The sequence below is a fragment of the Bacteroidia bacterium genome (assembly GCA_019695265.1).
GTDB lineage: Bacteria > Bacteroidota > Bacteroidia > JAIBAJ01 > JAIBAJ01 > JAIBAJ01.
This window is the reverse complement of the sequence record JAIBAJ010000083.1, coordinates 1-16,195: the sequence shown is the minus strand read 5'-3', so window position 1 is coordinate 16,195 and position 16,195 is coordinate 1. Positions and strand designations below refer to the sequence as shown.

Below are 16,195 nucleotides of genomic sequence, written 5' to 3'. Positions count from 1 at the left end.
GTCTGAATCAGCAAGCTTGGTTCTTAGTATTGGCGGGGCTTTGGAGAAGGATACAAAAAAAAGCACGCCAAAATTAGCGTGCTTTCCCAGAGAGTGGAGCCAGTGGGAGTCGAACCCACGACCTCTTGCATGCCATGCAAACGCTCTAGCCAGCTGAGCTATGACCCCAAAATTGAGGGCGCAAATGTATAATTTTTTTTTCAATCCCAAACTATTTCCTTGAAAAATCCTGGAGCGGCTAGGATTACCCCTTTTTCAATCCCAAACTTTTTCCTTGAAAATTCCTGGAATGGCAAGCGCCCGAACCCACGACCTCTTTCCCGAAGCAAGTTCGGGACATGCAAACACTCTAGCCGGTATCAATAGTACCCCAAAACAAGTGCGGCTAGGACTATCCCTTTTCAATCCCAAACTTTTTCCTTGAAAATTCCTGGAATGGCTAGTACTGAACCCACGACCTCTTTCCCGAAGCAAGTTCGGGACATGCAAACACTCTAGCCGGCATCAATAGTGCCCCAAAACAAGCGCGGCTAGGATTACCCCTTTTTCAATCCAAAACTTTTTCCTTGAAAATTCCTGGAATGGCTAGTACCTGAACCCACGACCTCTTTCCCGAAGCAAGTTCGGGACATGCAAACACTCTAGCCGGCATCAATAGTGCCCCAAAACAAGTGCGGCTAGGACTACCCCTTTTTCAATCCCAAACTTTTTCCTTGAAAATTCCTGGAATGGCTAGTACCTGAACCCACGACCTCTTTCCCGAAGCAAGTTCGGGACATGCAAACACTCTAGCCGGCATCAATAGTGCCCCAAAACAAGTGCGGCTAAGACTACCCTTTTTTCAATCCCAAACTTTTTCCTTGAAAATTCCTGGAATGGCTAGCACCCGAACCCACGACCTCTTTCCCGAAGCAAGTTCGGGACATGCAGGCGATTTTGCAGCAATAGAATTACCGGTCTGTTAGATTGCCTGCTAATTTTCCATGAAAATTCTAGTTCCGATAAGGATTTCAATTGCTAGAACTATTTTCTATTTTTGACACCAATGTATTCTTCGCCAAAATCATCAGCAAAAACCGGTTTGCCCCCTGGTACACTTGTGCACATAGGTCCGGATCAAACTGCCCCTGTGGAAATAAGAGTGTTTGTTTATGACTATGAAAATTTTTCTGAAAGCCATGTAAATCATGCTATTAAAATTCCGAGTCACCCTCCCGAAGGAAAATGCATGTGGATTGATATTGATGGTAACCATGATGTTGAGTTGATGGAAGAGCTTGGGCGGAAATTTGGCCTTCACCCACTTATTTTGGCTGATGCTATGAGTTCAGAACAACGAACAAAGCTAGATGTGTTCGATGATGCCCTTTTCCTGGTAATGAAAATGATTTATTCTGGTTCTGATAGCAAGGAAGCCACCATTGAGCAGGTTAGCTTTTACCTGAAGGATAATTTGCTTATTACTTTTCAAGAGAAAAAAGAGGATGTTTTTGAGCCTATCCGAAACCGGATTAGACATGGAAAAGGCCGTATTAGGAAGTCGCCAATAGATTACCTCTTTTATGCCCTTACCGATGCAATTGTGGATAATTACATTGTGGTTTTAGAACTTATTGGTGACCGTACCGAACATTTGGAGGAAACCCTAATGAAATCATCCAATCTGTCTTCACTGGAAATGGTGTATGATCTTAAACGAGAATTGCTTTTTTTGCGCCGTAGCATCCTTCCTCTGAAGGAAATTGTTCTGAAATTGCAAAAGGAAGAATCTAATTTGATTTCGGATATTACCCGGGTTTATTTAAAGGATTTGTACGATCATGTGGTGCAGGTAAGTGATAGTATTGAAACCTACCGCGAAATGAATTCCGGTTTGATGGATATGTATATGATGCTGAATTCCAATGCCATGAATCAGGTTGTGAAAACCCTGACCATTATTTCTACCATCTTTATCCCATTGACTTTTATTGTAGGAGTGTATGGAATGAACTTTGATTTTATGCCGGAACTTCGCTGGAAGTATGGTTATGCCCTGGTTTGGATATTTATGTTGGTTTTGGTGCTATCCATGTTGATTTACTTTAAACGTAAACGCTGGTATTAGTTCCCTTAATAGTTTGGCTGCCTTTTCGTTTAACCTGATTTAGGTTTCCCATTTTTTCATTGCAGGAGTGGTTTGACTTTGAGCCATGGAAGCGATAAATCCATATTGCGCATTAGAAATGCACAAACGAATTAAGAGTTTGTAATTCAATTTCTTATGAAAATTGAAAACAAACTTTTCCCGAAATGCTTCGGAAGGGGTAAACCCAATTAAGTCAAGTAGTTCAGATTTTCAATCCTCCTATTGATTAAATTGGGATAACAAGCGTGTTTTGTACTTATCCGCTTTTATTATTTATCGAATTGAGAAAGTTGGAAATAGGTTAAAATGTTGGGCATTGCACCCTCGGGCAACGATAGAGGCAAGTAGCTCCCGGCAAAGAAGGGCAATTGGGCGTGGGCTGCCGGGACTACAGACGATAGCGTGACCTGAAGCCCTATGCAGAAATAATTGGAGTTTGCATCAGGTTGGATTGGGCGAAAGGGGCCCGCCAAAACCGTATTTTTATTAGCTTGGAATATTCTGAAATCTGTCTCCCGAAAAGTCATCTTTTGCCTTGGTTTTGCTACAATCCAGGCAGGTTTTGAATCTTATTCGGTATATTCACAACAACTTGGTTTAAAATTCCGACGAAATTCAAAGCGTTGAAAGCCTAGTTTTTTATCTTTGGCCTTTCTATGCAATCAACAAATTGGGCACATATCCTAAAACTAATTGGGATTTCTTGGGTAATAGGATTTTTGTCCTTATTTGCCCAATTGGCTGTTGCCCAGACTCTTGCGTTTGAAAATTATACTGTAGAAACCGGGTTTAAGTCACCTCAGGTTTTGGGTATTTTTCAAAGCCACGACAATACCATTTGGATTTGTTCGTCGAATGCCCTTAATCGTTTTGATGGAAAGTCGTTTACCTCGTTTAATGAGAAGAATGGCTTGCTTTCCAATGTGGTTTTTTCTATTAATCAAGACAAGAAGTTAAGGTACCTTGTTGGAACCTATAAAGGGCTGAACATTTCGATTGATGGCCGCACCTTTGGACGAGCTGCGGATCCGGATAGTATAGCGGCCAAGGGTGTTTTAAAAGTATTTATTGATTCGAGAGGACGGATTTTGCTTGGAACTGCTGATGGAGTTGGGGAACTTAAGGATACCGTGGTTGTAAGATTTGCTGAAAAAACTCAGTTGGATGGAAAATCCATTATGAATATTGACGAAGACAGGGAAGGGAACTTATGGTTTAGCACTACCAAAGGGATTTTTAAACTGGATTCTAAATCCAATATTACCAAGTTTGATGGGTTTAATGGAATAGTTTACAATGCAGCCAATGCCGTTTTTGAAGTAGGAGGCGGTGTATATTGGTTTCTATGCTACTCCGGATTGTATGAATACAACTCACATCATTTGCCAAATCCAACTACCGGAATTCCGGAACTTAAACATGTAGTAATTCCCGGGCTTTCGGATGATTCGACCAAAACTAAGTTTTTTGCCTATAGTAAGGATAAGCAAGGTGGCGTATGGTTAGGCGCTGAAGATGGATTGTACTATGTTATCAATCGCCAGGCCATTCGATACACCGAAGCCGATGGTTTGGTAACAACCGATATTTTCAGAATTTTTGAAGATAAAGAAGGAAATATGTGGTTTGGTAGTAAACGGAATGGAATTTCAAAATTGTTGAGCCGTCGTTTTTTAAATTATAAACACAAAGGTCTAAATGGTGAAATAGAAGCTTTGTATAAAGACCATTACGGAACTATCTATGCCGGTAGCCCGGAAGGTGGTTTTGTGCTTCGAAACAACCATTTCGACAGTATTACCGGTATAAAAATTCCTTTTGTAAGTTCGATTTTGGTTCTGGAAGATCAGGAACAATTGTTTGGTAATCGCTCCTACATTTATCGTTACAATGGAAAAACCTTTAAAGAACTTCCATACAAATCTCCAACCCGAGGGATTTACAAGGTAAAGTCCTTTAAAATGCTGGAAACCAATTTGCATGAGGTTTTGGTAGCCACCAACAACGGGGTTTGGAAAATTGATCGGGATAGTATTAGACTTTCTGAAGGGTTAAGAAAATATATTGGGGAAGAAATAGTGCATGATCTTTATCAGGATGAAAAAGGGAATATTTGGGTAGGAACAGCAAAAGGTTTAAAGATTTTCACTTATCCTGATTATTTGCCGGTGGTATTTTCTAAGTTGGAACTGGGTTTGAAGCTTCCTGTAAAACAAATTGTACGTTCCGATGCCGGAGAATACTTTTTTGCTACCGATAACGGAATGTTCCGCTGGGATGGGAAAGAATTATATAAATACAACGACGAAAATTCAGCTCTTCCCAATAATCAGGTGGTGTGTATTGCCATCGATAAAGCCGGGGTAATATGGGTAGGTTTGGGTAATGGTATTGCCCGTATTTATTTGGATAAAACGGATAAACGCAAAATTTCGGTTCGGTCATTCGATTTGGAGTCCGGATTTAACGGACAAAGTTGTTTATCAAGGTCTATTTGTATTGACGATAAAACCGGGCATATTTATTTTGGAACTCCCAAAGGTATTGTGGTATTTAGGCCTGAATACGACATCCCAAATACTACACCGCCTTATTTGATGTTTACCGATATCCAACTTTTAAAAGATACAGCCGATTGGTCTCTTTTCGAAATGGATAGTATGGGTGCAAACAATCTCCCGATAGGAGTAAAGTTGCCCTACAATAAGAACCACCTTACCTTTAAATTTGTAGGTGTTAGTAATTATTATCCATTAAAAATCAGGTATCAATATTACCTTAAGGGATATGAAAAAACATGGAGAGAGCCAACAACCAAAAATGAAGAAACCTATCCGGAATTGCCACCGGGAGATTATGAGTTTTTTGTAAAGTCATGCAATGCCGATGGGGTTTGGAATGCCGAACCTATTTCTTTTAAATTTACCATTGAGCCTCCATTTTACCGCACCTGGTGGTTTTATGGAATCATTGGTTTAATCATTGCTTCGGGTATTTTTTCCTACATTCAGATTAACCTGGCTAACCGTAAAATTACCTCCCAAAACGAACAAATTAGTCGTCAAAAAGAACTTATTGAGAAGAAGAACAACGAGGTGTTGGATAGTATCAACTATGCAAAGACCATTCAGGAAGCTATTCTGCCACCCGATCGTTCCTTTATTGAAAGTTTTACCGGTGCCTTTGTGCTTTATGTACCCAAGGATATTGTAAGCGGTGATTTTTATTGGATTGAGAAAATAGGTAAGAAGGTGGTGTTCGCGGTGGTAGATTGTACCGGGCATGGAGTACCCGGTGCCTTCATGAGTATTGTGGGGCACAATGCACTTAACCAGGCAGTAAAAGAGAATAAAATTCTTTCTGCTTCGAAAATTCTCGATTATCTGAATAACTACGTAAATGAAACTTTACATACCGCCAACATCAGCGAAAATGGCCGCAAAGTGCGCGATGGTATGGATATGTCGTTGTGTGTGTTTGATACCGAAACCCTGGTAATTGAGTTCGCCGGAGCATACAATCCCCTGGTTTTGATTCGTGACCAGGAATTGACGGAGATTAAGGCAGATCGTCGACCTATTGGATCAACGGATTTGTACGGTGATCAAATGTTTAAAAACAATGTGATTCAATTGCAACGCAACGATCGAATTTACTTGTTCTCAGATGGTTATGCCGACCAGTTTGGCGGGCCGGAGGGTAAAAAATTCTACAAAGGTCGATTCAAAGAAACCCTGAAATTGATGCAAGGTGAGCCAATGGCTGTGCAAAAAGCCATTTTAATCGAAACCTTCACGAAGTGGAAAGGCGATTTTGAGCAGGTAGATGATATCTGTATCATTGGTGTTCAGGTTTAGTTTTATTTGGCGGGTCCCATTCGCACAACTAGTGGCTTTTCAATCCGAATTGTGGAAGGCTCATGGTCGGGCTTTCCACTGCAAGTCCTCGCCCCGATTGGGATCGGGGCTGTGGGCTTTCCGTTTCAATCCCTACCCGACGGTAGCCAGGCTTTTTTGAATTTCCAAACAGCAGGCAGGAACTTGCAGCGGTGTAAAGGTAAAACCTAAAATCTGCATTAGAAATCTAGTACGGTTTCCAACTACTTCAAATAAAAGGAGAACAATTTTTGAATTCAAACGAGGTCACTGTTTCTTCACCCAAAAATTAACCTGAAACCCCTGCCTTTAGTGTATTTAAAGGCCTCCTCACGAATTCTAATAGAGAATTTTGGTTTAATATTTAAAACCAAGAACCAAAATATCATCTACCTGATTGAGGTCGCCTTGCCATTCATCCAACGCATCATAGAGGCTGTCTCCCAAAATTTCCAGACTGTCGTGGAGGTGTTTGGTTAAAATATTTTTGAAACGGGTGGTAAGGAATTTCTTTCCTTTTGGTCCGCCAAATTGGTCACAATATCCATCCGAAAACAAAAGCAAAACATCTCCTTTTTGTATGGTAAACTCGATCGTAGAAAAGGAATAGTTTTCTTCGGTATATCTTCCAATGGAGGCCTTATCACCTTCCCATTCCTTTATTTCCTTATTGATTATAGCCATAATAGGTCGCATGGCACCGGCAAATTTTACAAGGCCGGTTTTTAAATTCAGACACATTAAACTTACATCCATACCTTGTTGGGTTTCAACTACCTGGTTTTGTTCCCTAAAAACCAACCGTATGCTGTGGTTCATATTGGCTAATACCAGAGCCGGATCAGTAATTTGTTTTTCAATAATTGCCTGATTTAGCAAGTCATTTCCCATCATGGACATAAAGGCACCCGGAACACCGTGCCCGGTGCAATCTACCGCGGCGGCCCAAACCAGGTCTTCGTGATGGTAATACCAATAAAAATCACCACTTACAATGTCTTGAGGTTTGAAAAGGATGAAATGCTCCTGGAAAGCCCTGGAAATTTCTTCATTTCCCGGCAAAATGGCGAGTTGAATGTTTTTCGCATAGTTGATGTTTTCCAGAATATCGGCATTCTTTTGTTCAACTATATTCTTCTGTTCTTCTAATTCGGCTGTACGTTGCTTGACGGCTACTTCTAATTCTTCTTTTTCTCGAACAAGTCGTTGTTCACGGTATTTGATATAGCCTATACCCAGGGCAAGCAGAAAAATGGCAGATAAAGTATAAAACCAATACGTTCGATAAAACGGTGGTTTAATAGTAAAAGCAAATTGCGCTTCCTGACTTACTAAACCGGAGATAGAGGACGCTCTTACTTTAAAAACATACTTGCCGGGAGGAAGGTTAGGGTAGTTTACTTCATCAAAGGTGGAAGGACGATTCCAATCTTTTTCAAAACCATCTAATTTCCATTGGTAGCGAACAGAGGATGGGGCACCAAACTGCAAGCCGGTGAATCGAAACGAAAGGTAGTTGTCTTTGTATGAAAATTGTGGATTAATACCAAATCCGGTTTCATTTGAAATCGAGTCTGCATAGGTTTTCCATTCGGGTTCTTTATAAAAAAGGTCTACACCAACAATATCAACAAGTGGTGCAACGGAGGTATAAATAGGAATATTGGGTGAAAATCGGGTTACGCCATGAGGTGTACCGCACCAAATTTGATGGTCATTTGTTATCAGCAAGGCTCCATACAAGCATTCACCACCAAAAAAGCCTTCGTTTTGTGATAAAAGCTTTTGCTGTGACATTTCTCCATTCGTCCCTAGCCCAAGTTGCAACAAGCCTTTTTGGGTGCCACAATACAAGGTGGTTCCGTCTTGATTGCATCCAACAAAGCGAATTTCGTTGGTTAAAAGGCCTTGTTCCTTGGTTAGTAAGCTTGGTTTTCCATTCCAAATCACCAAGCCTTCTCCATCGGTACCAATAAAAAGTTTGGAAGCAGAAGAAGCCATTCCGGTGATAGAGGAGTTTATTTTTCCTTCCAGTCCGGGCAATGCTTTAAATTGATTGTTGTGGTAGGAGAAAACTTTTCCATCGGAGGTGCCTAACCATAGTTTACCATCCTTGGTAGTATGCATGGTTTTTACATCAAACACCAAACTTCCGTCAGGATTTTCCAGCGTTTTCCATTGGTTGTTTTCAAACATGGCTAAACCACGGCTGGTTCCGGCAAAAATACGACCCAGGGCATCCTGTCCCAGGCATTGAATGTTGTTATCGGGCAAGCCGTTATCTCCGGTGAATTGCTTAACTCCTAAAGGTGGGTTAAATCGATATACTCCATTAAAGTCTGCGGTTCCAAGCCAAATGCTTCCGTATTTATCGACTAAAATGCAGCTAAACAAATGTTCATCGAGTTGTTTAGGAATGGTTATTTTGGAAAGCAGGTTGTTTTGTAATTGGAACAAGCCGGTGGGGTCGGAGTTAAAAAGGATGCGGCCGTCGGAGGTTTGAGCCATGCAAGTTGGAGCAAAAACCTTGTTAGGTTCATTGGTGGTAAACTGAGCAAAGGCTAAGGAACTAAGCATGACCAATCCTTTTCGGCATCCGGCCCAGCAATTCCCTTCTCTGTCAATGAGCAAGGTACTCAGTTCAGAACCGGGTAGTCCGTTGTTTTCGTTGAAATAGTTTAGTTGTCCTTTTTCTAAGTGAGCCAAGCCATTGGTGGTGGCCATCCAAATGCTTCCATCCGATTTAAAGTGTACTTTTTCTGCACCTAGAAATATGCCGGCATGTTTAACCGGTTTCATTTCATCGCCCGAAAAGGAAAAAATACCTTCAGCGGCAAAAATCCACATGGCTTTACCATCGAAATGCAGTTGTTGTATGGTAGTGAGAGGGTGTTCGGTGCCTGCAAAGCCGAAAGAGTCGAAATCCTGAAAATGTTTATTCGAATATAAGATAATACCGCCATTGTCGCCATAACCTATCCAGAGTCGGTTTTTATGATCGACTGACAAGGATTTAATCTGTTTGTTTTCGTGGTTAGGAATAGGTAAGTGCGTGAATTTCCCTTGATCGAATAGCGCTATTCCGTTCATTCCACCCATCCAGATTTTGTTATCGAACTCAAGGAAGGATTGAATTTCACGGTTTTTAATTCCGGATGAGTCGGAAAAGGATTGGATTTTTTTTCCTTGCAGTAAGCTAATTCCGTAAATATGGGCAATCCACAGGCGGTTTTTAGAATCGATAAACAGGCGAGTACATTTGTTGTTACCGAGGCCGTCTTTGGCTGTAAAATTTACAAAGCTTTTTCCATCGAATCGACTTAATCCTCCATCTGTTGCAATCCATAAATAGCCTTTAGAATCTTGAACAACGTCGTTAACTTTGGTTTGAACCAAGCCTTGGTCGGTGGTGAAGTTTTTGAAATTGAGCAGTTGTGAGAAGGAAGGGAAATTCAACCACAGCATCAGAAATGCTAAGAAGACGGAAGCGAGAAGTGGTTTTTTTGTAGAGATTTTCCCCATAGAAGTAAGGAAAAGTCAAACGAGAAAGACGCTTTGGGGTTGCAAAAAAACCGGATTTTTACAGGAAAGGAATGAATTATTTCAAATTCGTTTCTGAGCTTGGTTGAGTTTTATGGAATCCTGTTACTTTTGCCTTTCAATACCTGAAATAAATGGCCATTTATAAGTTTAGAGTTCTCTTGGAAGATGAAGACAATGTGTATCGTGACATTGAGGTGAAACCATCGCATTCGGTTTGGGAATTCCATCAGGCAATAAAAATGGCATTTACCTTTTTGGATGAGCCGGAAGCGGAGCTTTATTTAAGTGATAACAACTGGCATGAATTGGATTTTATTGCCAAAGTTCCGGAAGGACAGGTAGATATGAAAGCGAATCCGGTATTGGATAAGGCTATGGCAGGATATGTAAATGATCCGCATCAACGCTTTATTTATAAGTTGTTTACTTATCGGAATTTTACCTTCTTTGTTGAATTGGTGAAAATTTTACCCGATGATCCAAAGGCTTCTTATCCGCGTTGTGTAAAAGTAATGGGCGAACCTCCAAGGCCTGTAAAACCTAGTTTAGAACCACCACCTTTGGAGTTGGATGAAAGTGAAATGCCAAGGCGAAGGGGCAGACCGGTTGCAGGTGGGCCTATTCTAATTACCGGTGAGGACGATATGCTGGAACCTGATATGGCCGATTTGGAAGGAGATGATATTGCCGGATTAATTGATGATGCCAATGCCTTGGATGGAATTGATTTAGAAGGATTAGAAGGAATGGAAGGAATGACGGAAGGGGGAGAAGAAGGTAGTTCGGGAGGAGAATTTGGTGAAGATGAATTTGGTGGAGGCTTTGGTGAAGAGGATGAAAACCAGGATATGGGAGATTTTGATTTTGACAGTTTCTCCGGAGGAGGTTCGGAAGAATATTAGTCCCGAATTTTCAGGCTTGTTGTTTTTGCACAAATAAGGAATTCAGCCAAGTGATTTGGTTTGGGTTTGCACCGATTTGGCTGAAGATTGTTTGAAAGAAGAAAGAAATTAAACTAAACCCGATAGAGCCAAATAGCTTTGCGGATGCACTTAGTCCGAACCCTCGAATGTGCTTGTACCGCAAACTATGGGCGAAAGCGGGGCAGGTGATTGGAGAAGGAGAAAGCGGTTGTTTTCTTCAAAAAATTTAACCCAATTTCTGCTATAGAATTCTATTACGGCTTCCAACTACTTTAGAATAGTTCACTATTTTTCACCCAAAAATCAACCTCAAAACCCTATCTTTATTGAGTTTGAAAGCCAAACAAGGATTTCTATTGAGAAATTTGGGTCTAAACCAGGTTAGGTGAAGCTAAACCCGGAATTTGAGCGCCCAACCAGGACTGTTTCAATGGGATACGCCACAGGGTTTTTAATTCGTTAATAGTTTTTACTAAGTTATTGAAAATGAGGGTGTCGGGATTGATTATGCCGTTTTCGATTGCTTCAGACACCTGGTGCATACGGATGGTTTTTACTTCTTCCTGATCGAGGTAGGCTATGTTGAGGCGGTCGAGCAGGTTGATGTTAAAGTGCTTTTCCAGGTCTTTGATGAAACCCACTGATTTATCGATGCTACAACCCGATGCCATTACTTGACTTTCATCGGCAGCAATTACTACGAAGCGGTTGAAAAACACGTCGGCTGAAGCGTTTAACATGTCTCCATGGGCAGTCCAATTGGAAACAAAAGCGGCGGCTAGGAGGCGAATTTGTTCGGTTTCAGAATCGGAAAGGTTGCGGTCGCATTGGTAGACCCACACTCTAGAAAGCGGAGAAAGTTCGGCGAAGGATTTCATTGTCAATAAGTTATTTAAGTTTCACCTTTAGATAAACCGGTTGGTGATCGGAGTAGGCAAATTGCATATCCAAGGTTTTAACAGCCAAAGGTTCCACGTTAGGCGAAAGCAAATAATAGTCGATTACGGTTGTAAATGTTTTTTGGGCGTTGTAAGCAGTAATTAGATTACGGTTAGAGGGAACGGTTGTATCGGCAACCCAATGCCAATCGGAAGGAAGGAAGGAAGGGTCTTGAACTTGCGGGGTGTAAGGCGCTTCGGTTTTGCCATGGTTGAATTTCATGGGATCGAAATGAGGAGGACATTGGTTCCAGTCACCCCCGATAATGATATAATTACCTTTAGCATATTCTTCTGTAACAAACTTTTTCAACATATTTAATTCCCCTTTTTTCATTTCCCCGGTATTGTCATAAGCCGAGTTATGGGTATTGATTACAAGAAGTTCTTTTCCATTTTTGAGTGGGTAGCGATAAAGTAAAAAACAGCGGTCGAGAAAGAAGAGGTAGGTAGGAAATTCGAATTGGCCGGGGTATTGGTAACGGGTAATTTCTTTTGGGAAATATTTGGTAAGAGACATAAGTCCGGCGACTACTTTGCCCAAAGGTTCTGTAAAGGGTTTGGGAACAAATTTCACATCATAATTAGTGGCGAAGGAATAGCCATAACCTTTGGCATGGTTACCTAATTCGGTTAACTGATTGATTTTATAGGACCGTTTGGCAAGAGTATCTACTTCCTGAAGCAGAATAAAATCGATGGAGTCAGCATGGAGTATGGTGTTTTTGATTCCTTGGAAGTAGGAATTTACATCGGCTTCGGGACTAATGACGGTTGTTCCACCGTCGTAGAAGAAGTCGGCTTTTTGACCGAGGCCGGAGTAGCCGATATTCCAATTAAGGAGGGATAGAACGGAATCGGGTAGGTTTTTAGAGGGCATTCCTCGTAATTCAAGCGATTCGGACACAGGGGGTTTAAAATCGGTAATGAAGGCAAAAAGAACATTACCAACAAGGTAAAGGCCGAAAGCCAGGACAGGAATCAGGATAATAAAAAGAGCCTTTTTTAGAAACTTCATGAATGGTTAATAGGTTGGCAAAGGTCAGAAAAATTGCGATGCGGTAAATTAAAATATAGGAGGAGGCTATTTGGGCTTGCCTGATTTTTGAATTTTAACTAATTCCCGGGCAAATGTGGTTGAAAAGAGGTTGGCCCCTTTGCTATTAAGATGCATAAAATTAAAGAAGCAATCGGTGCGTTGAGCAATAGCCATGGTATCAAAATCTAAAAAATGACATTGGTTTTTGAAGGCGGTTTCGGATATTTGATTTTCAATTTCCCGGTAATTTAAAACGATGGATTGGGTTTTGTGGAAGAAAGGAGCTTGAACAAAAATCAGTTGAATTTGATTTTGTTGACAGCAGTTGATTATTTCCTGAAGGGTTGATTGGCACTCCGGTGCATATTCTTCGATAAAAGGCTTTATTTCTTGAAGATGATTGGGGTCCAGGGTGTCGGTAGGGGAAAAAAAGCCTTTGTAGGTAGCTTTTTCCGGAAGAATGGAATTCTCAAGAGAAGGAGTAGAAAACAGTTGGGAGAAATTTAGTTTTTTTTCATCATCCTTAACCAGGAGTAGTTGAGTAAGGTAGTAGTAATAGGAAGATTTGAATCTGAAACGGGTAAAGTAATTCCCTAGGGTATTAGCAATGGTAGTATCGTTGAGAAAATCGTAGTATTCTAAAAAGTTATAAGGGATAGTTTGGGTATTGATGGAAGTAAAATCAATTGGAACAACGATGGTTTTTGGTATTGGATGTGATTGAATGTATTTACGAACCCCCATCAGAAAAAAGGGAATATCGGAGCCATCCAGTCCTATAACAATTGAATTTTGTGAAGTAATAGAATCAATAATTTGGGGATTAAAGTGGTTCCAGGACCTGGAATTTCCAATAATAACAATATCGTGATATGAGCTGTCCTCCGTTAGAAAGGAAAGGGAAGGCCTGACAAAATTTGTTGGGGAGTAAGACGTAAGGAATAATCGGTAATAAAATGCCGAACTGAAGATAAAAGCTACAGAAAAAACGAATATTAATTTCAGTGGGAGTTTCATCAGAATTGGAAATAGATAAAAGAACTGTTATTAAAAACTCCCAAGGTTATGCTCAAGGTTAGGATGAGTATGGTAAAGATTAAGTCGAACCCGGGTTTTTTGTTAAAAACATAGAGTCTTTCGTCTGTATATTTTTCGAGGAAATACATAAATACTATCAGAATAAAAACCAGGAAGTGCCATTTTAAGCCGTATTGAATACCACTTACCATTGGGAAAAGGTTTTCAAAAGAATAGTCATTAATGTTACCGATTTTAGAAAGAATAATCCATGCATTGGAGAGGGAATCTGCCCGAAAGAATATCCATGCCAGAGCAACAAAACTAAAAGTAGCTAATTGAGGCAGAATAGGAATGGAGATAGGTCGTTTAAAAGATTTCCAAAACATGGTAATCGAATTTCCGATGGCATGGAGGAAGCCCCAAACGATAAAGGTCCAGTTTGCGCCATGCCAAAATCCACTGAGGATAAAAACCACCGCCACATTGAAATACTTTCTTATTTCACCTTTTTTGTTTCCACCTAAAGGAATGTACAAGTAATCTCTGAACCAGGTAGAAAGGGAAACATGCCAGCGACTCCAAAACTCTTGAATATCTCCTGCCTGGTAAGGTCTTTTAAAGTTTATCATCAGGTTAAAACCCATTGATTCGGCTGCTCCTAGAGCCATATCGCTGTAGCCGGAAAAGTCGCAATAAATTTGAATGGTGAAAAACAGGGTAGCCATGAATAGATTTAATGCCGGAGATTGGTCAGGATTTTGGTAGAACTGATTAACATAAATAGAGAGACGATCAGCAATAACAACTTTTTTAAACAAACCCCAAAGCATCAAACGTATACCATTCCAAAATTTTGTTGAATTAAAGAAATGATGTTCATGGAATTGATGCAGAACATTCTGGGGCCTTTCGATGGGTCCGGCAACCAACTGAGGATAAAACATAACATACAAGGCATAAATACCGAAATGGCGTTCTGGTTGTTGGTTTCCGCGGTAAACCTCAATAGTGTAACTCATGGCCTGGAAGGTGTGAAAGGAAAGGCCAATAGGTAAAATCAGATCCCAATGAGGTATTCTTTGAAAGTTATTAAAACCAATGAATTGAAAAAGCTGGTTATAATTGTCTACAAAAAAATTAAAATACTTGAAAATGGCCAGGATTCCGATATTAGCAATTAAGCTTATCAAAAGGATGCTTTTCTTTTTTGATTGGGAATAGTTCTTGCCCAGTTGAATTCCTGCAAAATAGTCGATAATAATGGTAGCAAAAAGAATGAGGATATATTCCGGAATAAAGGCTGCATAAAAAACACAACTAGCAATAAGTAGAAGAAGCCAGCGGAATTTATGAGGAAGTATAAAATAGAGTAGGGTTACAATTGGAAAAAAGAACAGGAACTCAATAGAATTAAATAGCATAATAAGTTGGGTAAAGTTCCGCGTATTGAGTTAGAATTCGGAAGGCAAATATAGGAAAAGGTCTTAATTTTAGATTTTCAGATAGGGATTGCTATTAAATAGCGGTGGAATTAAGGTCTTGGAGATTCTGATAATGAATGAGAAAGGAAAGGATAGGGTTGTTTGGTAAAACGGATTCTGAGGCTAAACGGAACAAAGAATGGCATGGGAAAAGAAAGTAAGGCTTGAAAAGGTGAGTGGTCGGGTGAAATTCAAAAAATCGAGAAGAAATCGTATGATAGTTTTTATACTTTTGCGCCCTTGAAATTTTCATTGGTCCCGTAGTTCAATGGATAGAATAGAAGTTTCCTAAACTTTTGATATGAGTTCGATTCTCGTCGGGACTACAAAAAATTAAATTAAATGGCTGTAAATTAAACGTTTGCAGCCATTTTTATTTTAGGTGTTGTCGTATTTGTTGTTTGTTTTTGTCCTTCTTTTTTTAATTAATGCAAGAAATAGGATTTGAAAGGAGAATGTTGGAAGGGTTTAGAAGAGTTTCATCCATATATATTTAATGTATTTCTGATTTGCCGGATTTTTTATCCATGAGAATTTCGTTTAAGTCGATAACATTTACTATCCAAAATTTTATTTCTGGGTTTTAAAGATTTAAGCGTGTTATAAAACTGCTGCTACGAGGATAAAAAATATAAATTCCGGAAGAAAATTGCATTTTATTATCCATGACTTAATTTTAAAATTGAGCAAAATATCAACTTTGTTTAATGTTTTTTCAAGAAAATTAAACAAATTTTTACTTCATGATTAAATTTTTTAATTTCATGAAAGCCTTTTAAATAAAGAGATAATCGTATTTATTCTTTCAAATATTTACCATTTTTATATTAATTTATAAATTATTTTAAATTTAATATTGCGGAATTAAAATTATATCTATACTTGACATAACAATTAAACCCATTTTTATACTTCCACTTTTCTAATAAAATAAACGTCTACTTTCTTTTGATTTAGGAAGGTGAAAGTATTTTATTATTTTCTGAAAATTTTAATAAATCCACTCCTTAATTACCGTTTAATCCATGAAAAAACTTAGTTTTATTTGGCTATTTTTAGCTTTTTTCGGAATTATTTCCTCAAAATCCCAAACTGCGGGAGTCCAAATACAATCCTCACATTCCAAACTCGCCCTCGTTTGTAACGGGGGCGGTTGAGAAAGGCGTTTTTAACGCCAATAAAACAATTTTTTCAAATTGTTTTATTCCTACATTTGAATATTAACTACATAAAATTTTGAGTGGCGAT

General features: G+C 39.5%; 8 protein-coding genes and 2 tRNA genes. 4 read left to right on the top strand and 6 right to left on the bottom strand.

The genetic code is table 11. The annotated features are described in order from the left end of the window. Window positions 1–94 precede the first annotated feature (94 nt). Window positions 95–168 (bottom strand) — tRNA-Ala (locus K1X82_11555). An 877-nt stretch (window positions 169–1,045) separates the two neighbouring features. Here K1X82_11555 and corA point away from each other — a divergent pair. Then, entirely contained in the window at window positions 1,046–2,107 is a 1,062-nt protein-coding gene (corA, locus tag K1X82_11550; GenBank protein MBX7182742.1) for a magnesium/cobalt transporter CorA, read from the top strand. Window positions 2,108–2,784: 677 nt separating this feature from the next. Next, window positions 2,785–5,985: a SpoIIE family protein phosphatase gene (locus K1X82_11545; GenBank protein MBX7182741.1), complete on the top strand. Its 3,201-nt coding sequence runs from the start codon at window positions 2,785–2,787 to the stop codon at window positions 5,983–5,985. Window positions 5,986–6,360: 375 nt separating this feature from the next. Here K1X82_11545 and K1X82_11540 read toward each other — a convergent pair whose 3' ends face one another. Further along, the gene (locus K1X82_11540; protein MBX7182740.1) at window positions 6,361–9,525 is read right to left on the bottom strand and encodes a SpoIIE family protein phosphatase; all 3,165 of its coding nucleotides are present in this window, start codon (window positions 9,523–9,525) and stop codon (window positions 6,361–6,363) included. A gap of 152 nt (window positions 9,526–9,677) precedes the next feature. On the opposite strand from K1X82_11540, the gene K1X82_11535 reads away from it, so the two are divergent. Continuing rightward, window positions 9,678–10,448, top strand: coding sequence for a plasmid pRiA4b ORF-3 family protein (locus K1X82_11535; protein ID MBX7182739.1), 771 nt, complete (start codon window positions 9,678–9,680; stop codon window positions 10,446–10,448). A gap of 392 nt (window positions 10,449–10,840) precedes the next feature. Here the strand turns inward: K1X82_11535 and K1X82_11530 are convergent, their stop codons facing one another. The 4 genes from K1X82_11530 to K1X82_11515 form a co-directional block, all read right to left on the bottom strand. Beyond that, window positions 10,841–11,347: an ABC transporter ATPase gene (locus tag K1X82_11530; protein ID MBX7182738.1), complete on the bottom strand. Its 507-nt coding sequence runs from the start codon at window positions 11,345–11,347 to the stop codon at window positions 10,841–10,843. Window positions 11,348–11,357: 10 nt separating this feature from the next. After that, a complete protein-coding gene (locus tag K1X82_11525; protein ID MBX7182737.1) occupies window positions 11,358–12,425 on the bottom strand; it encodes an endonuclease/exonuclease/phosphatase family protein in 1,068 nt (355 codons plus the stop codon). Between the two features lie 66 nt (window positions 12,426–12,491). After that, entirely contained in the window at window positions 12,492–13,463 is a 972-nt protein-coding gene (locus tag K1X82_11520) for a hypothetical protein (protein ID MBX7182736.1), read from the bottom strand. Next, entirely contained in the window at window positions 13,463–14,887 is a 1,425-nt protein-coding gene (locus K1X82_11515; GenBank protein ID MBX7182735.1) for an MBOAT family protein, read from the bottom strand. Before K1X82_11515 ends, K1X82_11520 begins: the two co-directional genes overlap by 1 nt. A 314-nt stretch (window positions 14,888–15,201) precedes the next feature. On the opposite strand from K1X82_11515, the gene K1X82_11510 reads away from it, so the two are divergent. Beyond that, window positions 15,202–15,273 (top strand) — tRNA-Arg (locus tag K1X82_11510). The last annotated feature ends 922 nt before the right edge of the window (window positions 15,274–16,195 follow it).

Bases quoted from the DNA above. Each gene is read 5' to 3' on its own strand.
- corA (MBX7182742.1), top strand. From the start codon at position 1,046: ATGTATTCTTCGCCAAAATCATCAGCAAAAACCGGTTTGCCCCCTGGT.
- K1X82_11545 (MBX7182741.1), top strand. From the start codon at position 2,785: ATGCAATCAACAAATTGGGCACATATCCTAAAACTAATTGGGATTTCT.
- K1X82_11540 (MBX7182740.1), bottom strand. From the start codon at position 9,525: ATGGGGAAAATCTCTACAAAAAAACCACTTCTCGCTTCCGTCTTCTTA.
- K1X82_11535 (MBX7182739.1), top strand. From the start codon at position 9,678: ATGGCCATTTATAAGTTTAGAGTTCTCTTGGAAGATGAAGACAATGTG.
- K1X82_11530 (MBX7182738.1), bottom strand. From the start codon at position 11,347: ATGAAATCCTTCGCCGAACTTTCTCCGCTTTCTAGAGTGTGGGTCTAC.
- K1X82_11525 (MBX7182737.1), bottom strand. From the start codon at position 12,425: ATGAAGTTTCTAAAAAAGGCTCTTTTTATTATCCTGATTCCTGTCCTG.
- K1X82_11520 (MBX7182736.1), bottom strand. From the start codon at position 13,463: ATGAAACTCCCACTGAAATTAATATTCGTTTTTTCTGTAGCTTTTATC.
- K1X82_11515 (MBX7182735.1), bottom strand. From the start codon at position 14,887: ATGCTATTTAATTCTATTGAGTTCCTGTTCTTTTTTCCAATTGTAACC.